Raw genomic sequence first — 25152 nt, 5'->3', positions numbered from 1 at the left:
AACTAATACTTCGTAGTTTACCCCGATTGAATCCCCGTTGAATTCCTTAACTTGTACTCATCAACCCACTAAAAAACCTTGTTTGCTGCCATACAGCCGGGTAATAAGTCACTGAATAGGCAGGCTTATTGCTTAAAAAGGAGTTTGGACAGACAAAGTTGCTATTGCTTTGGAGTCAACGATGAACGAGTTAAACCACCCTGTTACACGTCATGTATCGCCATTCGAACAACATGCACCACTTACCAGATCACTTACCCGCTATCTGAACAGCCGCCTGTCACCACAATTACTGAAACAAGTTCAGCTGGAGGTCAGCGACTTTGATAATCCGGCCAGCACACATATTTATTTTAATCAGGATAACCGCTTCGCTAAAACGGTTGAGCACAGCTTTCCTATTGTCTATCAAAGGAAAAAAATTGGCGCTCTGAACCTGCTTAAAAGCCAGGACACGCCGCCTAATCAAACCCAGCTGTCGCAAATCACCAGCCAGCTTGCCGTATTGGTCAGACGCAACTCTGTTCAGTCCCTGTCACATCACCATCTTGGCCATGCAATTACCCTGATGGGGTATAGTGAGTCCATTATGGCATTGGAAAAAACCATTGAGCGCATTGCCGAAAGTCACTGCCCGGTGTTTATTCGCGCAGAGCCTGGCAGCGAAGTACTGGATGTGGCCTGTAAGTTACACTTTAGTGGTCCATCTAGCCCCTATCCTTTCTATGAGATCGATTGTGCCGGACTGGATGATCAGCAATTTTCTGAAAAACTGCATTATATTGCTGACCAGTTGACGCGTGGCTGTGTCTTTCTTAATAATCTGGAAAGCCTTAGCCAGGTTCAGCAAGGCCGGTTATGTGACATGCTGACCACACGCAGTCATCACAACACGGTTCGCTCGACAATTAACTTAAGCCAGGTACGACTGATCACTGCCAGCACTGAGGACATCAGGCAACGTGTGACGCAGGGCCAGTTTATCGCCTCCCTGTGGCAAAAGCTCAACTTCTTTTCAATGGCGCTGCCACCACTGCGCGAACGTCGCGATGATATATTGCCGCTGGTAGACTTATTTACCAAGCGTCACCGATTGTATCGGGAGCAACGTTTCAGTGAAGCTGCGCGCGCGATGCTGCACAATCACGATTGGCCAGACAATACGCAAGAGCTAGAGAAGGTCGTACTCAGGCTGCTTACTTGTGCCCCCAAGCCCGAAATTGACACCTGCCATATCCAGGCATTGTGTCCAAATATAGTGACCGAAAATCCCCTTCGCGCTGAACAGATAACAACAAACTACATTCAGGCCTTAATGGACCAGGAACTGGGTATATTTTCTAAGTTTCACCCCAGCTTACAAAAAGCCCTTGAGTACATTAGTCTCCACTGGCAGCAAGACGTGTCGCTAAGTACTCTGGCCGCCAACGCCTATGTCAGCGCTTCTCATTTGTCCTACCTGTTTAAACGCACGCTCAACAGAAGTTTTAAACAAATTCTCGCTGAGCTGAGAATAAGACATGCCTGCCGTATGCTTGAGGAAAACCCCAACCTGAGGATCACTGACTTATGTATGGATGTGGGATTTGGCGATCTCAGTCACTTTGAAAAGATTTTCCGCCGCTATACCCAGGTCTCGCCCCGCGAATATAAAAAGCGTCTTTTAAAGACGGTGTACAACCAAGTTTGATGGCAACATGCGTTAGCCAAGACAAACTCTCGCCTCTCCTGGGCTGTCACTGGGACTGTTTATGCATACCAATGACTTGCCCGGGCCACGCACTTTCCCTCAGCACCTTTCAGACAGTGTAAAAATATCGGGTAAATACACTGCCTGAGTTTGCCCGACTATTTCAGCCCTTTCCCTCAGCGCTTTATCTGGCCCAAGGCTAAGCTCCTGTTAATTATATAAAAGAAGGAAAAAGCCGTGAAAAAGCCATCTCTGTTTGCACTGAGCTCAGTGCTGCTCAGTACCACCGCAAGCGCCTCCCCACCTGAGCTTACGCTGTCCGGTTATATTAAGGTTGATACCCTGTATGACCTGTCCGGGCACAGTGGCGATAGGATCGATTATGCCACACTAGGACAAAACGCCCCCGGCAACACAGTTAGGGTCCATGCAAGAGAATCCAGACTCAGGGCCAGCTGGCAAAGCATCCAACACCCCAAACTGAGCGGCGTGGTGGAGTTAGACTTTTTTGCCGAAGGGTCTTATTCCAGCGCTGGCAGCGAGAAAATTGCCAATAGTGCAAAACCACGTCTCAGGCTTGCCTACATCAGCTTTAACAACTGGCAGTTTGGTCAGAACTGGTCGAATTTTGTGGATGTTAAAAGCTTCCCCGAGACACTTGATTTTGCCAATGAGAGTGGTCAGGCCATGCTCCGGCAAGGCCAGATCCGCTATACCCGTCACCATGCTGACTGGCAATTTAGTGTGGCAGCAGAAAATCCACAAACGGATTATCAGCAATCCAAACTGACGCCACAGTCCAGCTACCACAGCATAGATCCGGTGTTTGATATGAGTGCACGGGCGCGCCTGACATTGAGCTCGGGCCATGTCTCTGTGCAATCTGTGTATCGCCAGCTCAAACTGGAGCACGCTGCCTCATCACCTCAGCCAGACAGCCAGAATGGGTTTGGTCTGGGGCTTTCAGGCAAGCTTGCAGTTGGGGCTAGCACCACGTTGAAAGGCTACCTGGGGTACGGTCGGGGGTTAGGGCGCTACACCCAGGAGGCCAATAACTATGCTGCCTACCTGACAGATGACGGACTGCAGTTACTCAAAAGTGCGGGTGGCTATCTGGCCTATCAGTATCGCTTTGACTCGCAGTGGCGCAGTAATCTGAGTCTGGGTGCGGTGCGCATTGAGCAACCCCAGCCGCTTTCCCCCGGCAGCCTTCTGTCTTATCGGTTTACGTCGCTGCACCTCAATACCATTCACCAGCTGACCCCCGCCATGTACATCGGGTTTGAGTACGCCGTTGTCCGTCGCGAAATGACCAATGAACAAAGCCACTGGCTGCGCCGGTTACAGCTTTCCACCAAATATCGTTTTTAAGGATGCGATTATGAACACTCTGCCTTTTTCTTTAATTTGTCTGCTTTGCTGTGTATTCACTTTCAGTGCTTTTGCAGCGCAGCCACCAGCGCAAATTCCCAGTGTGGCGCAAGCCCCGGCGCTTGCGAAAATTTTAAATCGCGGTACTTTGCGCGTCGCTATGTATCACAAAGATACGCCGCCGTTTTACTACCGTGATGCACAAGGCACCCTGACAGGAGTGGACGTGGAGCTGATCCGTGGGTTTGCCGATAAACTGGGGGTTAATCTCATTTTTGACCGCAGTGCCAAAACCCTGAATCAGGCCATCGACATGGTCGCAGAGGACAAGGCCGACTTGGCTATCTGTAAGCTCAGCATTACCTTTGACAGAGCCAGCCGGGTGTTGTTTACCCGCCCTTATATTCGCCTGCGAAAAGGACTGCTGGTCAACCGAATACTGCTGCAACAGCAACTCAATAATCGCAGTAAAATAGAAACCATCCAGACGCTGCAAGGCAAGTTGGCGGTGATTGGCAATTCTTCCTACGTGGGTTATGCCAGACAGCGTTTTAGCCAGATGACTCTGGTTCCTTACCCTAACTGGCAAGAAGCAATCGAGGCCCTCAAAGCACAAGAGGTGATCGCCGCTTTTCGCGACGAGGCCGAGATTAAAAAAGTGATAGTCGACAATAAAAACAATGCCATGTCTTTGCTGACTGTGGTGCTGGAAAAAGACTATGACCCAAAAGGCATTGCACTGCCCCCCAATGGCCACTTTTTACGCGCGCTGCTTGAGTCCTATCTCGATAACCTGTCTCTGGAGCTGAATGCCGACAAGGTGTTGTTCAACTACGACGACGTCATCAATCAGATCCACCGCTATTAACGGAGCTATCATGAACAAGTTTATCTCTTATCTGCATCACCTGAAAAGTAACTGGGCGATTTTCATCGGCGCCGCGGCAGGTATTCATATTGGTCTGAACGAGCCACAGTTGATCAAAGTCGTATCGCCGCTCGGCCAGTTTTACCTCGACATGCTGACTATGTGTGTGCTGCCGATTTTGCTTACGGCCATTGCCCTGAGTATTGGCCGTTTGCTCAATCAGCCAGACAGCCAGCGTTTTGTCAGCCGCCTGAGCTGGGTCTTTCTGGGGGGAATTTTTGCCGCCAGTGCCACGGGCACCTTCTTTGGTCTGATGTTTAACCCGGGCAGTCACCTGGATACGGCCTCACTGGATGCCATAGGTAACGTGATCCAGGATTTATCCGCCGTGGATTTGGCGGTCGACCTCAATGCCCCTTATCAGCCCCCTAAAGACAGCTCGCTGTTACAGGCGTTCTTTTTCACCCTGGTGCCGTCCAATATTTTTTCTGCACTGGCCAATGGCTATACCATTAAAGTTTTGTTTTTCGCCATTTTATTTGGGTTTGCCATCGGCACCATCAAACACTCGGTAGCAGAGCATATTTGTACCTCGTTTGAGGCAATCTATTCCGCCTTCAGTAAACTGGTTCAGTGGCTGATGTACGTGTTCCCGTTTGGATTATGTGGTTTGCTTGCCGCCACCTTGTCGCAAATTGGCTCTGACGCCATCTTAGCGATGATCAAGTTCATTCCCGTCGTGATCCTGACTTTCATTGGCTGGTTTGTGCTGATGTGTCTGGTACTGTGGCATCGTACCGGCACTTTCTGGTACTCCCTGTCCGCGCTTAAAGAGCCCATTACGGTCTCGCTGGGGACGGCCAATTCAATGGCCAGCCTGCCGTCAGCCCTGAATGCACTGACCGACAAATTTGGTTATCAAAAACAAAAGGTCGATTTACTGGTGCCTCTGACGTTTAACCTCTGCAGAATAGGCCCGACACTCTACTTTGCGCTGGCAACGGTGTTTGTGGTGCAAATATATAATCTGGATATCGGATTGCTGACGGTGGCCGTGATCATCATAGGCTCCGTGCTGGCGGGCACGGCTACGGCAGGCTCTTCGGGGGTTTCTATGCTCACTATGCTGACCCTGGTTTCCGGACCGCTTGGACTGCCCCTCGATGCCGTACTGGTGCTATTCGTCGTGATAGACCCCATAGTGGCGCCATTTCGGGTGCTTGCTATAGTACACAGCTCCTGTGCCATTATCTCAGTGGTGCTGCCTAAACCCGATGTGCAACAAAACGCCCTGTCAGAACACCCACAGCCGTAATAAGGTCCCAGGTCGAAATAGGTCGACCTGGGCTATTTTCAGACTACATCAAAGCCCAGGCATTGGCGTGTATCGAACTGTTTGAAACCACGTTCGGATAGCCGCTGCGCAAACCAGTTGCAATGGTAACTGGCAGCCAGATTAAACATATACCAGTGCGATTGTTTAAACTCATTGATAGCCTGAATGCGGCCTGCTTTGGTGATCCGGCCAAGCAGCCGCGCCTGTTCTAAAAAGGCCAAATCGCGTGGTGATTTGCTGTCACTTTCGAGCGATTCTGGATACGTGTAATCACCAATTAGTGACACCCATAAACGCTCTCGACTCACGCTGTTTGGCGTCTTTATCATCTTTGGGTATAGCGCACATAGCCTGCGGTAAATGTATTGTACACGCGCATTTTTCTGCATTTGCCAGTCGCTGCCACTGAGCTTGAGCGGTTGACCATGTTGCCAGCAATGCAGCGCATAGCATGTCGCAAGCCAGCACTGGCATAAAGCCTGCCAGTGCTCTAACGGCCAGGTATTTTGGTACACATAGAGCCGACAGCCGAATAAAGCCTCGGACATCAACTGTACCTTGTGGTGATAACGTGCTTTAAAAATCACATCATTGAGCATAGTGCGAGCAAACCGGCTGTCGGGCTGACAGGTTAATAAATCGGGCACCTCAGTTAACTGGGACTTGTTCAGCTGCGTAGCTGGCTGTTTGATTAACGCAAGGCCGTCAACGCAATTGGCTGACCAGATAGCGGCCTCTTTATGCTCATCAAAAGCCGGCAAATGGGTAAAAGCCAGCTTACAATGAAATGGGCCCAGGTTATTGATATCACTGTCAGAACACCCGGTATGAATGGGGTAAACAGGAGTACAGTCGCTGTGCCAGTTTAATCTCGTCTGCGGCGCTTGCTGCAATACCCCCTGGCCAGCATACTTTGCTAACAGACGTGCCGTTCTGGGCTCAATATTTAATGCCAGTCCGGCCAGATAGGTACCATAGAAATGGAATAAGGAAGTCATAAATGCTCCGGAAAATTCAATAGGGGAAGACGCCGAACCGGGTGCGGGCTGTGTGTACCCGGTTCAGCATTGGGCGGCGCTGGTGGGCCGGTGAATAAGCAGGTTATTTATTGATGTGCGCGATGATAAGCGCGTAAACAGTCCGTGAAGCGATTTAGGGCCTGTTGAGCTGTGCGTTTATCTGTTGGGGAGACGCCTTGAGGCTTCAGCCCAGCCTTGCCACGCTGCTCAATAATGGCGCTAAAGGCCTGGGCAAAAGCAAAGCTGCCAGGCTGACAGTAGATGCGATGCTGTTGCAGGGCCGGATCAGCCGGCTCACCTCTTGGCACACTGTAACAAACCAGATAGGCCGGTATATCAGGCGTGTGGGCCTGACAAATAGATTGAGGGAAAAGCACAAAGTCGGTTGTGCAATGGCTGTCCATCACCTCATCACATACAGGTAACCCCAGCGCATTACCGAGCGCATAGCTGCAAAACATCACGTCTACCCCGCTGATAAGCTCAGACATGAGAGCATTAAACGCGTTTTTGACCTCCCGGGGGATTTCCTCCAGCTCCGTCAGCGGCGCAAAGTCCTCGCCTTCTACACTGTACTCCTCCACCCAGCTGTGATGCGGCTGTGTGGGTATGGTGCAATGGCGATTTGGACTGGCCAGTGCATAGCCCAAATCAAATAACTCGGGCACCTCTGGTCTGTCTGACAAACACCCAAACCGGCTACCATCGGCGGCTTCACATAAACGAAAAATCAATGTACTCATGTTATCTGCTCCGTAGTTTGTACACTTAATTACGATCAGAATAGGCGTTTACATCGCAGGTTTATCGGGTGATTTGCGCGGTTTTTTGCCGTAAATCTACGCATTTAATATACTTATGCCGTTGAATTTACTGCTCTGTGTGCTGATGTGCGTTCAAAGCGCGGACCAGCTCACTAAGCATCAACTGCATTTGCTCGGCCGTGATGCTCGGGTCGCTTGCCAGCTTTTGCTGGATAGCCATCACCGCCAGGCTGACAGAGTTAAGCTGCTCAAGTGACTGCATACGTGTGTGCATAGCCTGCGCTTGCAGATTATTATCAGGAGCCGGGCTTGCGGGCGGAGCAATAAAGGACTGTACGGTTTCCACTACTCTGTCGAGGATTTTATACACCAGGTTTGCCGAAAACCCGCCAACCAGTGCCATAGTTATCCTCAGCGCAGCCTGACTGACTTCGGTATTGCGGTTTTGTGCCGCTGTGGCATCGGCCACCGCTTGCAAGTCGATGGGAATAAGCTGGGTAAGTATGATCCCCGCTATCAGACCAACCACAAAGCGCACCCAGTAAGAGCTTTCATACTTAGGGTCGTAGCAGCCGGCGGTCACATAGGTATTGGCTTTAAATAACGCCGAGAAAGAGGCGCCGATAGCCGCTGCGGCCAGCAAAATTGCCTGTACGTATAGCAGCCTGGTCCCTTCCATATCAAACATGCTCGCAACCATGTTTTCGTTATTGATATAGCTCGACAGGCTCAGCGCAATCAACGCAATTAACGAGGTAATCGCCACCAGCATCATTTTGCGGATAAGCTTTACCCGCCCCAAAAACAACAGCCAGGATCCCTTATGGCTTTCTTCTGCCATCAGCCAGATGGTCTCGGGCTTGGCAGGCGACACCAGTTCAGCCAGGCGATTGTGAACCCGGGCAAGATCCCGGGCGCCAGCGGCATTTTTATCTGTCCATTCAAGCTGGTGCAACATCACCACCGTACCTTCGGGCACCTGCAATCCTTTACGAAACGCAAAGGCCATCATGGCATGACATTCTTCTATTAGTTGCGCCCAGGCGCTCAGCCGCATGGTCTGCTGTTCACAATCGCCTGCACTTTCGGTGGCTTGTTTTGTCATTGCTACGCCCTCCTTGATTTACCAGTTAAACTCGCTGACCTGCCGGTTGCGGTAATCAAGCAAACGGGCTTGACCGCCCTCGTGTGGCCACAATGCCTGGTTACTGTTAAAGCTGAAGCCACCGGTTTGCGGACTATGCAAATTCGTATAGACCCGGACCATGCCCTGAGGACGTAACACAGCACCAGAGTGAAATTCAAAATGCTGAGACTTATCGCCCTGGATACACCAGCCACTCAGATCAATCCAGGCGGAGCCCAGGTTGGCAATTTCGACATATTCATCGCAGTGATCCTTTTGCTGTGCTCTGATGTAATGAACCTGGCTGATAGCCACTTCAGAGTGCGCCGCTGTGCCGTATTTCCAGCAGGAGATCTCTGCCCAGCTGGGATCGAGCAGGGTTGCGCAGTCTCCGTGGTTGTTCCAGATAGGCTGGCCGCTGGCAAAGTTGGGCGCTGAACTGCGCCCGCTGGTTGCAATGGTCAGTTTCTCTTTGGGGTATATCAAGGTACGACGAGGAAAAACCAGCGACTGGCCCCGATCACCTGCGCACAGTTTCCAGCCATGTAAGTCAATAATGGCAGGCCCCCGATTGAATAATTCCAGGTATTCGTCCCGATAGTTTACATGACAGATCTGGATTTGATGTGGCGATAACAACTCGAAGCAAGTCTGCCACCACACCGACATGGCATCGACTTCCTGGCCACTTTGTGTTGCCTGCACAAAGTTGTCTTTGCATTGCTGCAAGATAAGATGTTCAAGCCTTTGCCAGCACAGTTCACTATTTTGCAAATAGGCAAAGTGACGACTCAGTTCTATCAGTGACATTTTGCTGATCGCATCCATACTCATACTCCCCTGTCTATGGACATAAACTGTTTGGCACGATTCAAAAACGCCGCTCTATCTTCCAGGCCATGGAGCCCGCCATTAATTTTACGGGTAATGGTGACCAGCTCGTCCTGATCGGCCAGCGCATTCAGCTTACGACTCTGCCAGTAAAAGCAGGCCGATCTGACTGCTACGTCCGGGTCGCTGCACACCAGCTCGGGCTGGCTCAGCAGATCCTGTCCTATGGCTTCCCCACACTGCTGGTAATTGTGTTTTCCCGTCAACTGTATCAGCCCTCGGCCGCGATAACGCCAGCCATCACCAGACGCCTCATCGCCATTGCCCATGCGGTCGGCATATACCCGGTTGGCAATTTTCTCTGGCTTGCGTGCATAGTCCGACGCCATTGCCGAAGTGGGAAAGTACTTACCAAACACCGAGCTTAACGCCACGGCAGAATAATTGAGGTTTTCCTGCGTATATCTGAGACTGCCGCTTTCATGGCCGATTTGTGCCAGAAAATGTGCTACCCGCAACGGTGTTGTTATTTCGTACTCGCTCAACACCGAATTGAGTGCGTTCAGGTAATAACGTATGTTATCGATTCGGGCATGGGGCATGATTTCCTGGATAAGGCGTTGTTCAAGTTGCATATTGGTCGTCCTGTGGTCTGTTTTAATGACCATCAGTCTGCCCAACCCTTAATGCAGATACTCGGACAATCAAATGCAGGTTCGTGGGGAATCTATGATGTGCCAAAGCCGCAGGCTTTAAAAATAATGCGGTGTATAAAGGATAAAACCGGCAAGCACAGCGCAGTGGCCGGATTTAATCGCCGCCGCTCAACTCAGTCAGGCGCGCCTGATAATATTGCGCCCGCTCCGCCTCCCCTGCTGCGTCGTAATATTGTGCGGCCAGCTTAAAGCACGCGGCCAGCCAGTTGCTCAGCTCCAGAGACGCAAAGTGCCTGATAGCGGTATCCAGTGCCTGCTCCACACCGCTTTGCCCGCTTGCTGTACGCCACAATACATTGTGGTAGAGCACAAAAGATTGAATTTCTATGTTGTTCAGCGATTTGTCTGCTTTAAGCTTGGCCAGCTGTGCAATATCCAGCTCCGCCTGACTCCAATCGAGCGTTGCCGGTGCGTACTGCCACCCCACCCAGCGATAATAAATGTGTTTTTCTGCCTGCTCGCTAAACTGGGTTTGTAGTTTGGCCACCAGCGCTAACGCCTTCCTCTGATCACCACGTGCAAAGGCCAGCTTGCTGCGTACAAAGTCGATGGCGGGCGCAAGCTTAGTCTGCTCGAATCGCGCGAATACCTCAGCCTGCACAATGCGCCGCTCGGCGCGTTCAAGCTGACCTTGCCTGATATGCACCGCCGCCTGCTTAAGCCGTGCCAGCCCCATTTGCTCGGCGTCGTGTCTTTTGCTGGCATAGCGATAAGCATTATCGTAGTAAGCCAGTGCCTGCAGGTAAGCACCTTGCTGGCGTTTGCGATCGCCCTGAGCAAGCCAGGCCGCGGCCTGGCGCTGATAAGTCGTTACCTGATAGTCTCGCTCCGGGGCAGACGAGCAGCCAGATAGCCACAGCGCCCACAACACTGCCAGCGCGCTTGTCCTAATCATGCATTTCTATCCCTTCGTTCTCAATAGGGGCGCTGATCCCATCTCTGAATACCGGATGATTGTTAAGCGCCTCCAGGGTTTTTTCCATCTGCTGCAATACTTGTTGCACACTGTGCACTGTAAGGACAAACTGCTCCCGCTCGCCGTGCACATCTTTGAGCATTTGCTGCATCACCGTCAGGTTGGCATTGAGGTTGTGCAGCACCAGAGGAAGCTGGCTGTCGGTGATCTCTTTCACCAGCTCAGTGGGCTGACCATAGGTCGTCAAAGTGGTTTGAGCCTGGGTGAGCATGCTGTCGGTTTTAAGCAAAGTCTGGTTAAGCTGGTTCAGCAACTGCGGCATCTGGGCAAGCCACACCTGACTTTGCTTAAGCGTTTTTTCGGCTTCCGGGAGCAATTCGCTCTCGCGCAACTCTTCGCTGACAATCATGATGTGGTCACTGATCTTGGCCACTCTGTCGAGCGCCCTGAACAGCGATCCGGCTTCTGGGTTGTTCTCTTTTTGCAGGTTCTGGAGTAAATCCTGAATGCTGGTCAGAATAGACTCTACATCGTCTTTTGCGCGAGAAACATAACCTGCTGACAGATACTGCTGGCCAAGCGCGCTGTTAACGTGTGGCACCAGCGCCCCGGCTGGTAGGGCCACAAACGGGCCGACTTTGTCCGCCTCTGGCAAAATCAAATCTAAGGTTGTTACCTCATCAAATATGGGGTGCTGCTCACCGGTTAACAGTGCATATTTGACCACTTTTTCGCTGTATTCATGAAACACCCAAAACTCAACGTCGATTTCGTTACTCTGTAAATTAAGCTGGTAACTGTCAATCCGGCCTATCTCCATGCCTTTAAAGTACACGGCAGGCAAAGCACTTAACCCACGTGCATTATCCAGCACCGTTTTGTAATACACCTTGTCTGCAAAAGTGTGGTTGTTCACCAGGATCATGATACAAAACGTGGCCAGCAGGAACATACCGGTGAGGCTAAACGCAATCACAATTCTATTGGCATTTTTGGGCTTGTGCTGCATGCTCACTCCCCAAGGTTAGTTCATCCGGTAAGCCCAAATGTAATTGCTGATCCGCCAGGCTAGTGATGAGCTCCTGACGATTTGAGCACAACACTAAGGTGGTGCCTTTTTCTTTGAGTTGCTTAAGTAACTCCAGCTCATGTCGACACCAGGCGCGGTCAACCTGGGCCATGGGTGCGTCCCAGATCAGGGCTTTTGGCTCCATGAGCAAGGCTCGGGCAAGCCCCGCCAGTGACGCCAGCCCCGACGACAAACGGTCGGTACGCTGATCCAGGTATTGAGTCAGGCCAAACTGCTGGCAAATTTCCCGCACCTTTTGCTGCTTTTCCTCCTGACTCAGGCGGCTATGATGGCGGTTTAAAGGCAACAGCAGGTTTTCTTCGAGCGTCAGGTTAGAAATTAGCGCAGAAACCTGGAAAATCACGCCGAGATCGCGGCGAAAACGAGCATATTGCAACGCCGTCATTGCCGCAATATCAACGTCATCGATCAGCACACTGCCCTGCAGCGGCCGGGTAATGTCACAAATAATACTGAATAACACAGATTTGCCGCTGCCCGAGCGCCCGGTGATCAGCAAACACTGACCGGACTCAAGGGTCACATTGATATTGGCGAGAATGGGTTGCTCCGCAACACTGTGGCTGATGTCTTTGAGCGTGATCTTCATTACCAGTCACCCATCAGTGCAAAGTACAGCAAGGTAAACAACACATGGATCACACACAAGGCTATCAACCCCCGACCCACCGCCTTGATATTACGCTGTGGCACTTCAGTGATTGCACTTTTTACGGTCAACCCATGATAGCTGGCTATCAAGCTGATCATCAGACCAGAAAACGCGACTTTGGCCAGCATGATCACCATATCAAGCCAGTGTAACTGCGCCATTAGCTTAGCAAAAAAGGTGCTGACGGGAATGGAGGCAAAGGCGTTACTCACCAGATAACCGCCAAAAATACCGCAGGCCACAAAGTAGCTCATTAACAGAATAAGTGAGGCCACCATGCCCAGCACCCGCGGCGCAACCAAATAGGAGATGGGCGACACACCCATAGCGATTAATGCGTCTATTTCCTTACGTACCACCATGTTGCCAAGCTCTGTGGTAATGGCGGTGCCTGAACGGGCGAGCACCACAAAACAAACAATAAACGGGCCGAGATCTCGGACAATGGTGGAAATTAAAATCGCGTAAATCCACTTAACCTGGCCAATGGAAGATAACAGCGGGTAGCCCTGCACTATGATCAGCGCCCCGATCAACAGGGCTATTAACATGACCAAACCCAAAGCTTCCACACCGGTGAAGCGGATCTGGCGAAGTAAGATCTCCAGACTGATAGAGCGGTTACGGTGGAACACCAAAAAGTCTGAAACCACGTACGCTGAAAAAGGTAAAAATCCGTAATTAATCATGACTGCTCCCTATTGCTTGATACAACAGACACAGCATTGTAAGGCCCTTATTGATGCAGTTAACTTTAAGCGTAGCAGTAATTTGCTTTAATACAGTGAACAAATCGTGATTACTTGGTGAACCAAGCGATTCGGTTTTAGTCAGGTGAGTTACACGTGTTTTTCCATAGAAAAGTTCACCAGCGTAACGCCTTGTCGCTCAATTTGATTGCGCTTTATCAGGCTGAAGCCGCGCGCTGCAAAAAAGTGTCGGGCGAGTATTGAAGCTTCTACATACAGACGCGACAACCCTTGCTTGATTGCCTGCTCTTCGACCTTGTCGTACAGCGCGCCAGCCACGCCAATGCCCTGAAAGTCCGGATGTACGTAGGTACAATCAATGTGCCCGTCAGAGTCCAGTTCAATAAACCCGACCACCTGGTCGTTACTCAGCGCCACCCAGGGTTGTTTTTCAGCCAACCGCTGCGACCAAAACGCATAGTCCGGTGGGCTGGGCGCCCAAACGGCTTTTTGCGCGCTTCCATATACCTCATCGTCAATGGCATGCACCGCGGCATGAAACAAGTCGGCAATGTCTGAGGCCCACTCAGACTGATAGGGTTGAATATTCATCTTAATCCTTTTTTAACGGTTCGGGTGATAATCTATCGCTGACTGACACCCCCTCTATTTGCAGTGTAACAGCGACGGATCATTGTGGGTGGATGTTTTGATACCGGTCAATGTTAACTGGTTTTATTCTGCTAGGATATTAACTCTAATCGTGCTATTTAGTCAGGGACCACTTATGACAGACACCCAATCGACCCAAGAACCAGCCAGTTTACTGCAAAAAAAGCGCCTCTGGCTACAAATTGTAATTGCCCTGGTATTAGGCATCACTGTGGGCTTACTGCTCTCACCTCAGGGGGCGGCTTTGGTCAGCAAGCAAGCTGCCATGGACATTGCCCAATGGGTTGCCCTGCCCGGGCAGGTTTTTCTCGCGCTGATCCAGATGGTGGTGATCCCTTTGGTGCTTTCCTCCATTATTTTGGGGATTGCCGGTAACAAAGACACCGGGTTTCTGAAAAAAGTCGGGATCCGTATCTTACCTTATTTTGTCACCACCACGTTTGTCGCGGTTATTCTTGGCCTGGCTGTGGTCTACCTGATAGAGCCGGGTAATTATGTGGACAGTGCTTTGTTCAATGCCATTGCGGATCAACCCGTTCAGGTTGTAGCAACGCAGGCAGTCCAAACCTCCATCCCCGATAAAGTTGCAGCCATCATTCCTGCCAACCCCACGCAATCCACGCTTGATAAAGACATGTTTGCCATCGTTATTTACGCCAGCTTTATTGGTATGGCCCTGACAACGTTAGCCGAGCGCCGCAAAGCATTGCTGGTCGATTTTATGGATGGGATCCAGTCTGTTTCTTTGCAGATTGTAAACTGGGCCATGTTGCTGGCTCCCCTCGCCGTGTTTGGTCTGCTGTGTGACATCACCATTCGCATTGGCGTAGATGCCCTGATCGGTGTCTCGGCGTACGTTGCAACTGTGCTGCTGGGCCTGGCCGGCCTATTACTTATCTATACCCTGGTAGCCTCCATGGTTGGCAAACTGCATCCACTGAACTTTTTACGAGCGATCCGCAGTGCTCAGCTGTTAGCCTTTTCTACCTCCAGCTCGGCGGCTGTGATGCCGCTGTCTATGCGTACCGCGCAGGAACAACTTGGAGTGAAAAAACCCATTGTACAGTTCATCATTCCCCTGGGCGCAACCATCAACATGGATGGCACCGCACTTTACCAGGTTGTGGCCGCTATTTTTCTTACTCAGGTATTTGGCGTTGACTTATCGATGAATCAGGTTGTACTGCTGATCCTCACCACAGTTGGTGCATCAATCGGCTCACCCAGTACACCCGGCGTGGGGATAGTGATCCTGGCATCGGTGTTGGCCAGCTTTGGCATTCCAGCAACTGGCATCGCCCTGATCCTAGGAGTCGACCGGATCCTGGACATGTGCCGTACCGTCATTAACGTCAGTGGCGATCTGACAGCCTGTGTGGTGATGAACCACTGGTTAAAAGACGAACTGGCGCTGACTGAGCAAGCGCACATAAATGCGGATAACGCGGTCACAAGCTAGTATCAGGGGTAACGCCAAACAACAGTGCGCTTAGGCTTCGCAGCTAAGCGCTGCCTGGGCTTTACACAGAGCCTGGGCCTCATCAACGGATTGCCCGCCAAGACAAAAATCGAGCCGCACGGTTTTCTCTTCGGCCTGAGCAGCTGTACCCTGCGCTGTCGACCACGGCCATTTGCTGAGTATTTTTTTGCCCGGTCTGGATAAAGACTTCGACGGCGCACTATACAGTAGTTCGACCGACTCGGTGTTTCCCCGTGCATTCACGGTGACCTTAAAAATTGCACAACCTGCTGTGCCCTTGCGGGCTAAAGATATCGGATAGAGCGGCTTGTACTCGGGATTAGGTACCCAGACAACCTGCCCCAGGGAGGGCTGAACTTCAGTCAATCTCACATCACCAAACAAGGTTTTACTCTGCACATTGAATGCGCTTAAAAAAGACAGGCCAGCCAATAAGCAATACCGCACAGTCCATTCCTTTCTAATTTCATATTAAAAAGAGGACTTGTACCACATTTAATTCCAAAGCACCATCAAAGCAAGTTGTCAGGATAAACTGACGTTACTTTTTTTCTAGCTGCTCAATTTGTTGCCAGAGTGCTTCAGCCTCCGATGTGAGCATTGCGTAGCCCCGAATATCACCGTTTCGCTGCGCATGCATCGCCTCTTCGAGCTTAGCATCGTAGGCTTTGCGCAACTTTTTGACCGGATCACGTTTTAAAAACTGAAACATAGATAGAAATTCCAAAATGCAAATGTGCTTCGTTAAACGTAGTGTAAGCCGCCAGGGATCAACTCACCCAAAGGCAAACTAAGTTACGAATGCCTGCCCTGTCCCTAACCGGATAGTTAGGTGTAATCCGCTGTAATTGCCGAAAGTTGAGTCTTTGCCTATACCCTCTTCATTGCAACCTCGATCGCCAGTTTAAACTGGCTAGCCCTGTTCACCAGCTTTGAGTCTAAAGGACCAACAACATGACTGATATTTCAACTATCCCATTACCTGATCCCATTAGCTGGGATGAAAAAAGCGCAATGGCAGAGCTGCACATTTTGGGGCTGGATGGCGTTTTTCTGGAAAATCAGCTCAACCTGTTGTGGTATCTTGAAGCTCTCGCCGAAGTCTGTTCAGAAACCCATATTGCAAGACGCGAAGAGTTAGCCACCTTCTGGCAGCCCTACTTGTATCGCGAGCCGGGCTATACGTTACAAAGTTTCTTTTCTGAGTGGTTAACTTATACACCAACCCCAGAAAAGCCGGGCTTATACATAGAGTATTGGGATTACCTAGTTAATACCGAAGCCGGTTTAAAGCTGGCCAACGATGGCTATTTCAGAGGCTGGTTCAGACAGTTTTTAAACTTTCACGGTGACTGGATCAACAGCACTTCATCCACAGATACCCTGAGTGCCTGGATGCAATACAAAGGCACGGATGCGCACCCGTTTAGTATTGACGATTACCAACGCCCGGATCCGCACAGCCCACAAGGCGGATTTCAGTCATTTAATCAGTTTTTTCTGCGTAACCTGAAACCCGGCGAGCGCCCTTTGTGTCATTGCGCCAATGATGAAGGGGTGATTGTGTCTCCTTGTGATGGCGGGGTGTTTTTTCTGGATAAAGGGGGGTATGAGGTAAACGAAAGCCACGCCAGTAACCGCTATCTGCTGCCCGGCAAATCCGGCGACCACTTTAACCTGACAGAAGCCATTCCAGGCTATGGCAGGTGTTTTGTCGGCGGGCCTTTACTTGATATTTTGCTCTGGTTTACCGACTACCATCATTTTCATGCCCCCGTATCTGGCACAGTGATAGATCAGGGCCTTTATGAAGGGTCATACAATTACGATTTTGATAATTTTAATCCAAGACACCCATACGACCCGTTACCGCCAAAAAGCAGTGACCAGGTTGGCTGGTATCAAAAGCTCGGAAAGCATCAGCGGTATGTCTGGGTAATTAAAACGCCCGATCTGGGGCTGGTGGCCATGGTTGCTATCGGCTTTTGGGGAGTCGGCAGCATAGTGAATGCCATTGAAACGGGCGCTCAAATTGAGCGAGGTGAATATATGGGCCACTTTGGCTACGGCGGCTCGTCTATCGTACTGGCGTTTGAACCAGGCAGAGAGTATCAGTTTCAAGTGGGTGGGCAACCAGTTAGCGGGCCAAATAATCCCACGCAAATGAAGGTTCGAGGTTGTCTGGGTAAAGCCTTACCACCATTAAAATGGTAACAAACTGGCGGTAAAAGTGTCCGTGATAATGCCGCTTGTTTGCGTACATGCAGCGAAGTGGCTTGCTGTGCCCAGCGATGTGTCAGGTGTGTGATGTATCCCCACATCCATGTGGGAACAAAGCCTAGGGAATACGCTCGTTTAACAACCTGGGGTTAGTTTTGTTTTACTTTCAACATAGCATCCATACCATAAGCGTTATATATATGCTGCATGGCTTGCTCTCTGGCTTCATTTACCGCTTCAATAACCGGATTTAAACCTGTGCCATCTACCGTGGTTCTAAATGGGCGTGCAGATACATCGGTTTGTAGCAGTTTCAGCACAGCATCGGCCGCCATTTGCGGGCTGGGCGCATTTTCTGCATCGTGACCTTGCTCTGTACCTGCCCACATTTGTTCTGGCGCATCGGCAAACTCACCATAGCTTTGTGTAACCGCATTATCACTCGATCTCAGTAAGTTGGCGCCAAAGTCAGTGCCAAATCCGCCAGGCTGAACAATCAAAGACTGAATACCAAACTGAGACAGCTCAACCCGATAGTTTTCGGCCAGGCCTTCCACTGCATGCTTTGTCGCGTTGTAAGACCCCAAAAATGGCAATACGAACTGACCTAAAATACTCGAAACCTGTACTAACGTTCCCTGCTCGCGTTGTTTTATATGTGGTAACAAGGCACGCGTCATCCGTTGCACACCAAACACATTGATGTCAAATACGCGTTTAAAATCGTCGATATCAAAGCTTTCCTGCCAGCCTAGAGTACCTACACCTGCATTATTGATCAGTACATCGATGTGCCCTGCCTGCTCAAGCGCCGTTTTCACGCCCTGCTCAACACTACTGTCGTTTGTCACGTCAATATCGATAACATGGATCCCTTTGGTCCTGAGCTCATTGGCAACCGAGGCATTGCGCCCTTCCGGGTCGCGCATGGTGCCCACCACGGTAAAGCCGTTGTCTGCCAAAGTGTTTGCAATGAGATAGCCAAACCCGCTGTTTGATCCGGTTACCAGAACTGATTGTGTCATAATATGCTCCTGAATTTTTTAAATCTGGTCTGTCAGGGCACCACAAGATGGTTTGCAGTGCCCTTATGTTTGTTTTGTACCGCTATGTACGGTGAGTTTATTGATCAAGTTGCTTAAGTAGTGCTAATGCCACACCGGTTGACGACTTGTTGTTCTGACCGGTGATCAGCTCGCGGTCAACCACAATATGCGGGTGCCAGTCTTTTTCGCCGCGAGAATAATCTCCACCCGCTTTGGTTAATGCGTCCTGTGGCCAGTAATACAGTTCGTCACCACCGAGATAGTATTGTGTTGCGACGGCTTCTTCAGAGTTACTGAATGTGGTCATGCGATACCCCTCATACACCCAACCTTCTGCGGGTTTGGCATTCTTTCCTGACTTCATAGCTACTTCGAACTGGGCGGCATTTGGCAGTGCCGAAAGTAAGGCAACCGGACCGTGGCAGACCAAACCGGTTGGCTTTTTCTGGGCATTAAAGTGACGTAAAAACTCACCCAGCTGAGGGTTAGCAACCAAATCACCCAGTGGTGCATGGCCACCCGGTACAAACACCGCGTCAAACTTGTCGATGCCAATTTGCTCTATGCGAGCAAAGCTGACGACGGGGCTGTCGGTCTTGTCATCAATTTTGAGCTGATTAAATGATTCTTTGGTCATTCGTCAGGGCAATAAGCTGATCCTGACACCACGTGCAGAATACCTGCAATCCCAGCTTAACCGCTGGCTGAATGACTTTGAGCGTCATATCCTCACGCAGGAGCAGTTCGATCCAGCCCATTCCAGTCGTACTTTTTTTATTGCCACCAGCGATCTGGTTGAGCAGTCACTGGCGCCGGCCCTGATCCAACACCTAAGCAAAGTTGCACCTAACATTCAGGTTGTCTTTGCCAAGCTCGACAAACGTGGTTTTGCCAGTCAGATAGAAAGTGGTGAAGTAGACTTTTCAATCAGCGTGATAGAATCGAGTCACCCTGCTTTGATGGTGACCACCTTGTATAAAGACGACTATGTGTCGGTCGTCAGGCAAGACCATCCCTGCCTGGACGTTGCATTCGATCTGGCTAATTATTGTCGCTATCCACATATTCTGGCAGGCACAGGTAAAGACATTCGGGGTACGGTGGATGACGCGCTGGACAAACTAGGCCACACCCGCAAGGTGCAATACAAAGTCGCAAATTTTTCAAGCGCTCCTTATATTGTTGAAACCAGCGATGTCATATTCACGGCACCACGCACCTTTGCAGAAGCCATTCGCGCTAAGTTCAACATCACGATACTTGAACCACCGCTGTCAGTTCCGCCTTTCTCGATGAAAATGTACTGGGATATCCGCAATAAAGACGACCAGGCAAATCGGTGGTTCAGGCAGGAGCTCATCAACGTTGCCAGGCAAAAAGCCCCCTGATCAGTAAGGTGTATGTTCAGTGTAACGGATGTGTGTATCCCTCTGTTTTGGAATTATTTTAAACAACTTTGTCGCTTACTCCCTGTAATAGCCCGTAATGGTTTAATCCATCGGTTTGGTCCACTCTTTATTGATACCGTTGTCACACGGGCATCTGGCAGTTTTTCTGCAGAGGTCGTGTGCGCTTTGTTTACAAACAGGTATGCCAACAGCGCGTCACTTTGGACGAAAAACGCTGTCAGCAACCGTTACACGATAAGGACCATGCAATGACAAGCAAATCACAGCCCTCTTCCATTCGCCCTTACCCCGAATTAGTCAAGGATAACGAACCCACAGTGCCGCAATTTGGCATACTCGATAAACTTCACGGTACCTGGGTAAACTGGAAAGGCGGGCCCAAAGGCTTGCATACTACGCCCATGCCCTCTCCCGGCACTTCTTCAGAAACCGTATTTGGGGTTTTCCATTTTAAGTCGCAGCAATACCGCGAGCAGTTGACCTTTAGTAAAGTGAACGCGCCAGTTCGCAACCGCGCGGGCTCAAACGAGCAGTTTAATGGCCCGGTTAAGTACGAAACAGCCATCATAGATAACAATGACGATCTTCAACACTTTGAGAACGGCATGTACTTGTGGCTGGGCGACAACACGATGCCGTGGCAAGAGGACGGCAAATACCAAAACCCACGTACCATGTTCTCCCGCCCTTCAACCCAGGAAACCGTTGATGAAGATGGCGGTGTGCCGGTTATTGGCCCTGGCGAACTTGGCCCACAGTTTGTCCCGCCACACTCTATCTCACGCTCCGGCGTGATCCCCCATGGCACCACGATTCACCTGACAGGCAACGTGACGCATTTTGACAAAAAAGAGACACCGGATGCCCCTGAAAAACCTGAGATTGCAAAACTTTGGGAACAGCCCTACCTGTCTATCTCTCCGACCATGGGTATAGATCCAGAACGCGACCTGATCCCGGGTAGCCTGAAAAAGCCATTCTGGACAAATCTGCCACGGGAGGAACAAAGAGATTACCCTGGCCAGCCCGAGGCGCACTGTGGGGTAAACAGTGCCCGAGCCTATTTTCTGAATATCTTTAATTATGATGAGGATGGTGCCAAGTTCCCCTACACTGTTCAGCCAAATCTGTTACTGTCACAGTTCAATGAGGGGTTAAATTTCAAAAGCTATGATCTGATCGAATTAGACAGCCAGCACGATACCGGGGTGCAGGGTGCCACCGTTAATAATGTTATGATTGAGCGCTACTGCCGTGTGGTTCGCATGCGCCATCGCATGTGGCTGGAGCGAATTGAACTCGAAAATGGCAAAGAGATAGATCAGTTGCAATATGAGCAAATCGTAGATTTTGAATTTATGTTCGGTGCCAGTGGCGAAACCACCCAGTGGCCTCATATTCAGGTCAATACTTTGCGCCGTATTGAGGACATTGCAGAAGAAGACCGATACACCCCTATTGAATTGCCTGAAGAAGCCGACAAACCTGTCAAAACACCTAAAGCTAAGGTTCATCACATGAACCATAAAGTAAAATAAGGCCACCTGGCTTGATGCGATGACAGGCGGGGTAAAGGCTTGCAGTCATCGCACTTGTCATACGTACTCTCAAATAACGCTTCTGAGTCTTATACAAGCAAAACTCTCAACCACTCCAAAGCTGAAAAGTTTCAACAGCGATGTTTTATCAGAACTGTCAAACCTGCAAAGAACGGGAACACAACCAAGCCTTTAAGTAAGAATATATAATGAGAAAAGTATAAAAATAAAATAATAAAGAACCACTCTGGCACGCATACTGCTTAAGAACTGCGACTGCCAAGTCAGGCAGCAACGGTTCGGGATGTTCTAACGAATGCATCTCGGCATATTCATTTTTTACTAAGGAGTAGCGCAAAATGAAACAACTTTTACTTTCCACCGCCCTTGTGGCCTCTGGCGCTTTTGGCTTTTCTGCACAGGCTGGCGAATTAGACCCAGCACTACAAGCCAAACTTGACCGGGCACAATTCCTATACGACCACGGATACTATCAGGAAGCACTAAAACACATTCAGTGGCTGTTTAACAATGGTATTGCGACGGATTATGACTTTACGCCACACCAGGTGAGTATCATTACTTTGTGGGCCGCAATGCGAGACCACCATGAACCTGCCAGAATTAGCTATGATCGCGCTTTGAAGGACACCATCACGCAGCTTAAACGTGCGCCTCATAACTGCGCCGCATTTGATGATGCAGAAGTGATGATGGAGAACAAAAATGCACTCGAAGACTTGGTGACAGTATTAGAAAACGAGACCGCAGAGCACCCGCAGATCTGGCAGCGCTGCTGGGGTTACAGTACCTCTTTGATAGCAGTTGAGCAAACATCTAAGCCACTTATGGATGCCTACCTGGTCGACCTGTCTGATCATTTCAAAGCTGAGTTTATTCCTGTTATTGATGGCTTGTACACGCAGTGCGACGATGATGTTGACTATAGAGAAGCCTGTCAGGACAGTGTAATTGACTACCTGACTGATGTATCAACCTCTTTCAGACATGCCGCCACGACGCATTATAGCTTAAACGAAGCCGGCCAAATTGGCGTTTTAACTGTACAACTGCGATTAAAATGGCAGGCGCAAGATCAATAACCTGACATTTAGGTTGAGGCAGGTTTTTTGCCTCTACATTAACACGGTAATCATAAACCAGCTTGCCTTCCAGACAGTGCTAGTTCACCCCCTCGCCACCCAAATGCCTCAGAGTTTCTCTAATACAGCTATCATAGCTTGGGCAACCGCCACGGAAGATAAATAGTTTTGTCCGGTGATCAATCTCCCATCTACTTCGACAAAAGCGGCATTGCGCTCACCATACAAAAACACCCCGCCCCGCGCTTTAACTTGCTCACCAATTAAAAACGGAAATTCTTTAAAGTAAGCGGCATCCTGGCGCTCAAATGACTCGGGATAACCGCTCACACGCTTATTGGCCAGCAGATACTCTCCAGATTTAAGCTTCAAATTAACAATTCCAGCAGTGCCATGACACACAGCAGAAATAATTCCGTTATTCTGCTCATAAACCTGCATAGCAATCGCCTGGATCTGCGGATGCTCTGCCACTTCGTACATGGCATTGCTTCCCCCAACATAATGCACGGCATGATACTGTGAGGCGTCTACCTGCTCGGGCGTCAGACTATGGCCAATAGCATACATAAACTCAGGATCGTACAGATAGTGTTTATGAATAGGCATAGAGGTATTGATATAAGACAGGCTCAGCGCACCACCTCGGGTACTCATAAAATCGACCTCATAGCCAGCTTTGATAAAAGTATCATAGGCATAGACTAGTTCAGAAAAGCTGGTACCTGCTGGCAATTCGCTGTCACCATGAAAGCTGGCACTGGAGGCAATAAACAAGATTTTCTTATCTTTATACTGGGTGCTCTGCTGTGTCGCCGTTTTGCTGACGATTTGCCATTTTCCTGCAATGCGTTTAAGCAAAACGTGATCGATAAAAGCCTGATAAGGTGGTGAGACGGCAATTTTTAACCGCGCTGTGGCAATATCGCCATCGATTTTTAGGGAAAGAATTTTCCCCCGCCGCTGCTTTTCTTGCTTAGCGGCAAACCAGCTACTGTATTGACTGGCCGTGACTGTCCAAAATGGCTTGGTACTATGAGAAAGTAGCAACTGAGCTTGCGGGTGAAATGCATTTTTAATGCGCGCGGGCTCACCCATTTGTGTCCCCTGAAGATAGTCATTTAGGGCACGTATCACCCCGCTCTCGTCGGCATGGGAGTGCCCCCAGTGCATCAAACAAAATAAAATCAAGATCGTCTTAAGACAAATTCTCATGGTGTGTCTCCGGTTAACTTAAAGTCACCTCACCATAATACATAACCTTAAAAAACAAGCTCCTGGATTATAATTTGGGTGTTCAGGATGATAATTTAGCAGTGTTGCTTGCCCTGAACTGACTGGGGGTCTGGCCGCTGTATTTCTTAAACGCCGTGTAAAATGTTGAGCTGGCATTAAAACCACACAACTCAGCCACGTGGTCCATTGTCAGGTTCTGCTGCTGGCATAACAATCCCTGAGCGTACTCGACTCGGTAGCGGTTCAGGTATTGGTTAAAGTTACAGCCATAATGCTGATTTAAAAATTGAGATAGTTTGGTATGACTTACCCCTAAGCGTCGAGCCAGCCTGGGTAAAGACAGGTCGGGATCGGTAAACAGGCGCTCTTCATCCAGCAAGTGCGTTAATTTTGCCGACAACTCATGGCTCTGCTGATCTGAAATACGCTGCGCTGCATATTTTACTTTTGCTTTGCCTGCACCGGAGTAAACCACCACGCTCAGATAGAGCACCATAGAAAATGACAAAGCCCCCATAATATAGGAGGTGTAAGCCGCGGTATAATAGGCAAGCCAGATCAACCAACCGCCACCCAGCACCACCAGTGGCATATCACGCCATGCCAGACGACTTGGTGTGGACCAAAGCGCAACAAGTTTATCCCTGCAAACCCAGCTTGCCGCTAACAAATATCCGAGCCAGACATAACTTGATCCCCGATATATCCAGCTTTGCCAAAGTTCCAGATGGCTGTGATAGGGATAAAAGTAACCTATTAGTGCAACCATAAATACCCAGGCAGCAAAGTGCCAGGGTAGCACCACACGGTATTTATCCGGGCTTTGGGCCCGAAAACAAAAGGAAAAAAGACTTGGTCCAATCAAACAGCAGGCGCTTAACCCGAGCTGTAAAATGTCTTTGCTGAGTCCCGGACTGAAATAAAACGCGACCGATTTGCCAATCCGAACACTCAGCATAAGTAACAACAAAGACAGCCAGGGCGCCCCGGTTATCGCTTGTCGTTTATGATAGATCCAGATGGCAAGCAAAACCCCGTTAAACGCGCCAAGGGAGGCAAAAAAGAACAAAAAGTAGCGTGAAAATTCCATAGTTTTATTGATTGGTCACAGACGCTGTCACTATCGCACATCAACCCGATAACGCCAAGGCTCGGCGTTTAGCGGTCGTACATTTCAACTACAGCGGCTCATGCTCAATAACCTGGAGCGTCCTCTGTACAAAGCGTTTATAGGCTTTACTTGGCAAAAATGGCGACTTACCTTGCAGGTTAAAACGCGCGACCAACTCAACGACCCTTTTATCTGCCATGATTTGTTCTACACTTAACCCTTGTTTTTTGAGCGCCCTCACTGTACTCACCACGGCGGGATCGCACTTT

Annotated in this window: 25 protein-coding genes and 1 pseudogene; 9 read left to right on the top strand and 17 right to left on the bottom strand. The window is 49.8% G+C overall.

What is annotated here, in order from left to right; genetic code table 11:
* Positions 1-181: 181 nt before the first annotated feature.
* The 4 genes from TW77_RS21250 (at position 182) to TW77_RS21235 (ending at position 5244) form a co-directional block, all read left to right on the top strand.
* Complete coding sequence (locus TW77_RS21250; protein WP_046006964.1) at positions 182-1690, top strand: helix-turn-helix domain-containing protein; 1509 nt, start codon at positions 182-184, stop codon at positions 1688-1690.
* Positions 1691-1927: 237 nt separating this feature from the next.
* Entirely contained in the window at positions 1928-3061 is a 1134-nt protein-coding gene (locus tag TW77_RS21245) for a DcaP family trimeric outer membrane transporter (RefSeq protein WP_046006963.1), read from the top strand.
* A gap of 10 nt (positions 3062-3071) precedes the next feature.
* Positions 3072-3929, top strand: coding sequence for a substrate-binding periplasmic protein (locus tag TW77_RS21240; RefSeq protein ID WP_046006962.1), 858 nt, complete (start codon positions 3072-3074; stop codon positions 3927-3929).
* A gap of 10 nt (positions 3930-3939) precedes the next feature.
* Positions 3940-5244, top strand: coding sequence for a dicarboxylate/amino acid:cation symporter (locus tag TW77_RS21235; protein ID WP_046006961.1), 1305 nt, complete (start codon positions 3940-3942; stop codon positions 5242-5244).
* Between the two features lie 38 nt (positions 5245-5282).
* Here TW77_RS21235 and TW77_RS21230 read toward each other — a convergent pair whose 3' ends face one another.
* The 10 genes from TW77_RS21230 to TW77_RS21185 all read right to left on the bottom strand — a co-directional run bounded on the left by TW77_RS21230 (position 5283) and on the right by TW77_RS21185 (position 13680).
* Positions 5283-6263 carry a hypothetical protein gene (locus tag TW77_RS21230; RefSeq protein WP_046006960.1) on the bottom strand — a complete coding sequence of 327 codons (981 nt, stop codon included), beginning with the start codon at positions 6261-6263 and terminating at the stop codon, positions 5283-5285.
* Between the two features lie 107 nt (positions 6264-6370).
* A complete protein-coding gene (locus TW77_RS21225; RefSeq protein WP_046006959.1) occupies positions 6371-7027 on the bottom strand; it encodes a hypothetical protein in 657 nt (218 codons plus the stop codon).
* A gap of 127 nt (positions 7028-7154) precedes the next feature.
* Complete coding sequence (locus tag TW77_RS21220) at positions 7155-8153, bottom strand: hypothetical protein (RefSeq protein ID WP_046006958.1); 999 nt, start codon at positions 8151-8153, stop codon at positions 7155-7157.
* Positions 8154-8171: 18 nt separating this feature from the next.
* Positions 8172-9002: a lamin tail domain-containing protein gene (locus TW77_RS21215; RefSeq protein WP_046006957.1), complete on the bottom strand. Its 831-nt coding sequence runs from the start codon at positions 9000-9002 to the stop codon at positions 8172-8174.
* Positions 9003-9004: 2 nt separating this feature from the next.
* Positions 9005-9640, bottom strand: a complete 636-nt coding sequence (locus TW77_RS21210; RefSeq protein WP_052713297.1) for a glycoside hydrolase family 19 protein — start codon at positions 9638-9640, stop codon at positions 9005-9007.
* 175 nt (positions 9641-9815) lie between these two features.
* Entirely contained in the window at positions 9816-10616 is an 801-nt protein-coding gene (locus TW77_RS21205) for a hypothetical protein (RefSeq protein WP_046006956.1), read from the bottom strand.
* Positions 10609-11646 carry an MlaD family protein gene (locus TW77_RS21200; RefSeq protein WP_046006955.1) on the bottom strand — a complete coding sequence of 346 codons (1038 nt, stop codon included), beginning with the start codon at positions 11644-11646 and terminating at the stop codon, positions 10609-10611. Before TW77_RS21200 ends, TW77_RS21205 begins: the two co-directional genes overlap by 8 nt.
* Positions 11618-12316 (bottom strand): ATP-binding cassette domain-containing protein, encoded by a 699-nt coding sequence (locus TW77_RS21195; protein ID WP_046006954.1) that lies wholly within the window; start codon positions 12314-12316, stop codon positions 11618-11620. Before TW77_RS21195 ends, TW77_RS21200 begins: the two co-directional genes overlap by 29 nt.
* Positions 12316-13068, bottom strand: a complete 753-nt coding sequence (locus TW77_RS21190) for an ABC transporter permease (protein WP_046006953.1) — start codon at positions 13066-13068, stop codon at positions 12316-12318. Before TW77_RS21190 ends, TW77_RS21195 begins: the two co-directional genes overlap by 1 nt.
* 150 nt (positions 13069-13218) lie before the next feature.
* Complete coding sequence (locus tag TW77_RS21185) at positions 13219-13680, bottom strand: GNAT family N-acetyltransferase (RefSeq protein ID WP_046006952.1); 462 nt, start codon at positions 13678-13680, stop codon at positions 13219-13221.
* Between the two features lie 175 nt (positions 13681-13855).
* On the opposite strand from TW77_RS21185, the gene TW77_RS21180 reads away from it, so the two are divergent.
* Positions 13856-15199 (top strand): dicarboxylate/amino acid:cation symporter, encoded by a 1344-nt coding sequence (locus TW77_RS21180; protein ID WP_046006951.1) that lies wholly within the window; start codon positions 13856-13858, stop codon positions 15197-15199.
* A gap of 30 nt (positions 15200-15229) precedes the next feature.
* Here TW77_RS21180 and TW77_RS21175 read toward each other — a convergent pair whose 3' ends face one another.
* Together TW77_RS21175 and TW77_RS25280 are read right to left on the bottom strand one after the other, a co-directional pair.
* A complete protein-coding gene (locus TW77_RS21175) occupies positions 15230-15667 on the bottom strand; it encodes an energy transducer TonB (RefSeq protein ID WP_046006950.1) in 438 nt (145 codons plus the stop codon).
* A gap of 94 nt (positions 15668-15761) precedes the next feature.
* Positions 15762-15932, bottom strand: coding sequence for a DUF6435 family protein (locus TW77_RS25280; protein WP_125780123.1), 171 nt, complete (start codon positions 15930-15932; stop codon positions 15762-15764).
* Positions 15933-16174: 242 nt separating this feature from the next.
* Here TW77_RS25280 and TW77_RS21170 point away from each other — a divergent pair, with 242 nt between their 5' ends.
* Entirely contained in the window at positions 16175-17434 is a 1260-nt protein-coding gene (locus tag TW77_RS21170; RefSeq protein ID WP_046006949.1) for a phosphatidylserine decarboxylase, read from the top strand.
* 155 nt (positions 17435-17589) lie between these two features.
* Here the strand turns inward: TW77_RS21170 and TW77_RS21165 are convergent, their stop codons facing one another.
* Positions 17590-18465, bottom strand: coding sequence for an SDR family oxidoreductase (locus TW77_RS21165; protein ID WP_046006948.1), 876 nt, complete (start codon positions 18463-18465; stop codon positions 17590-17592).
* Positions 18466-18562: 97 nt separating this feature from the next.
* Positions 18563-19123, bottom strand: a complete 561-nt coding sequence (locus TW77_RS21160; protein WP_082078999.1) for a DJ-1/PfpI family protein — start codon at positions 19121-19123, stop codon at positions 18563-18565.
* On the opposite strand from TW77_RS21160, the gene TW77_RS21155 reads away from it, so the two are divergent.
* The 3 genes from TW77_RS21155 (at position 19116) to TW77_RS21145 (ending at position 22536) form a co-directional block, all read left to right on the top strand.
* A complete protein-coding gene (locus TW77_RS21155) occupies positions 19116-19874 on the top strand; it encodes a LysR substrate-binding domain-containing protein (protein ID WP_240479529.1) in 759 nt (252 codons plus the stop codon). The genes TW77_RS21160 and TW77_RS21155 overlap by 8 nt on opposite strands.
* A 269-nt stretch (positions 19875-20143) precedes the next feature.
* Positions 20144-21433 (top strand): peroxidase, FMP-type, encoded by a 1290-nt coding sequence (locus tag TW77_RS21150; RefSeq protein ID WP_046006947.1) that lies wholly within the window; start codon positions 20144-20146, stop codon positions 21431-21433.
* 359 nt (positions 21434-21792) lie between these two features.
* Positions 21793-22536 (top strand): hypothetical protein, encoded by a 744-nt coding sequence (locus TW77_RS21145; RefSeq protein WP_046006946.1) that lies wholly within the window; start codon positions 21793-21795, stop codon positions 22534-22536.
* A gap of 108 nt (positions 22537-22644) precedes the next feature.
* Here TW77_RS21145 and TW77_RS21140 read toward each other — a convergent pair whose 3' ends face one another.
* The 3 genes and pseudogenes from TW77_RS21140 to TW77_RS21130 all read right to left on the bottom strand — a co-directional run.
* Complete coding sequence (locus TW77_RS21140; protein ID WP_046006980.1) at positions 22645-23709, bottom strand: nuclear transport factor 2 family protein; 1065 nt, start codon at positions 23707-23709, stop codon at positions 22645-22647.
* A 124-nt stretch (positions 23710-23833) separates the two neighbouring features.
* The gene (locus tag TW77_RS21135; RefSeq protein ID WP_046006945.1) at positions 23834-24862 is read right to left on the bottom strand and encodes a helix-turn-helix domain-containing protein; all 1029 of its coding nucleotides are present in this window, start codon (positions 24860-24862) and stop codon (positions 23834-23836) included.
* A gap of 88 nt (positions 24863-24950) precedes the next feature.
* Positions 24951-25152 (bottom strand): annotated as a pseudogene (locus TW77_RS21130) (MBL fold metallo-hydrolase); the annotation flags it as partial.

Source organism: Pseudoalteromonas rubra (genome assembly GCF_000967655.1).
GTDB lineage: Bacteria > Pseudomonadota > Gammaproteobacteria > Enterobacterales > Alteromonadaceae > Pseudoalteromonas > Pseudoalteromonas rubra_A.
This window is presented reverse-complemented; position numbering and strand designations above follow the sequence as displayed.

Excerpts from the sequence above, each read along its gene's own strand:
- TW77_RS21230 (WP_046006960.1), bottom strand. The coding sequence starts at position 6,263 with ATGACTTCCTTATTCCATTTCTATGGTACCTATCTGGCCGGACTGGCA.
- TW77_RS21190 (WP_046006953.1), bottom strand. The coding sequence starts at position 13,068 with ATGATTAATTACGGATTTTTACCTTTTTCAGCGTACGTGGTTTCAGAC.
- TW77_RS21145 (WP_046006946.1), top strand. The coding sequence starts at position 21,793 with ATGAAACAACTTTTACTTTCCACCGCCCTTGTGGCCTCTGGCGCTTTT.
- TW77_RS21180 (WP_046006951.1), top strand. The coding sequence starts at position 13,856 with ATGACAGACACCCAATCGACCCAAGAACCAGCCAGTTTACTGCAAAAA.
- TW77_RS21210 (WP_052713297.1), bottom strand. The coding sequence starts at position 9,640 with ATGCAACTTGAACAACGCCTTATCCAGGAAATCATGCCCCATGCCCGA.
- TW77_RS21140 (WP_046006980.1), bottom strand. The coding sequence starts at position 23,709 with ATGCACTGGGGGCACTCCCATGCCGACGAGAGCGGGGTGATACGTGCC.
- TW77_RS21205 (WP_046006956.1), bottom strand. The coding sequence starts at position 10,616 with ATGATTAGGACAAGCGCGCTGGCAGTGTTGTGGGCGCTGTGGCTATCT.
- TW77_RS21235 (WP_046006961.1), top strand. The coding sequence starts at position 3,940 with ATGAACAAGTTTATCTCTTATCTGCATCACCTGAAAAGTAACTGGGCG.
- TW77_RS21165 (WP_046006948.1), bottom strand. The coding sequence starts at position 18,465 with ATGACACAATCAGTTCTGGTAACCGGATCAAACAGCGGGTTTGGCTAT.
- TW77_RS21195 (WP_046006954.1), bottom strand. The coding sequence starts at position 12,316 with ATGAAGATCACGCTCAAAGACATCAGCCACAGTGTTGCGGAGCAACCC.
- TW77_RS21150 (WP_046006947.1), top strand. The coding sequence starts at position 20,144 with ATGACAAGCAAATCACAGCCCTCTTCCATTCGCCCTTACCCCGAATTA.
- TW77_RS21185 (WP_046006952.1), bottom strand. The coding sequence starts at position 13,680 with ATGAATATTCAACCCTATCAGTCTGAGTGGGCCTCAGACATTGCCGAC.
- TW77_RS21135 (WP_046006945.1), bottom strand. The coding sequence starts at position 24,862 with ATGGAATTTTCACGCTACTTTTTGTTCTTTTTTGCCTCCCTTGGCGCG.
- TW77_RS21225 (WP_046006959.1), bottom strand. The coding sequence starts at position 7,027 with ATGAGTACATTGATTTTTCGTTTATGTGAAGCCGCCGATGGTAGCCGG.
- TW77_RS21200 (WP_046006955.1), bottom strand. The coding sequence starts at position 11,646 with ATGCAGCACAAGCCCAAAAATGCCAATAGAATTGTGATTGCGTTTAGC.
- TW77_RS21160 (WP_082078999.1), bottom strand. The coding sequence starts at position 19,123 with ATGACCAAAGAATCATTTAATCAGCTCAAAATTGATGACAAGACCGAC.
- TW77_RS21215 (WP_046006957.1), bottom strand. The coding sequence starts at position 9,002 with ATGGATGCGATCAGCAAAATGTCACTGATAGAACTGAGTCGTCACTTT.
- TW77_RS21220 (WP_046006958.1), bottom strand. The coding sequence starts at position 8,153 with ATGACAAAACAAGCCACCGAAAGTGCAGGCGATTGTGAACAGCAGACC.
- TW77_RS25280 (WP_125780123.1), bottom strand. The coding sequence starts at position 15,932 with ATGTTTCAGTTTTTAAAACGTGATCCGGTCAAAAAGTTGCGCAAAGCC.
- TW77_RS21170 (WP_046006949.1), top strand. The coding sequence starts at position 16,175 with ATGACTGATATTTCAACTATCCCATTACCTGATCCCATTAGCTGGGAT.
- TW77_RS21240 (WP_046006962.1), top strand. The coding sequence starts at position 3,072 with ATGAACACTCTGCCTTTTTCTTTAATTTGTCTGCTTTGCTGTGTATTC.
- TW77_RS21250 (WP_046006964.1), top strand. The coding sequence starts at position 182 with ATGAACGAGTTAAACCACCCTGTTACACGTCATGTATCGCCATTCGAA.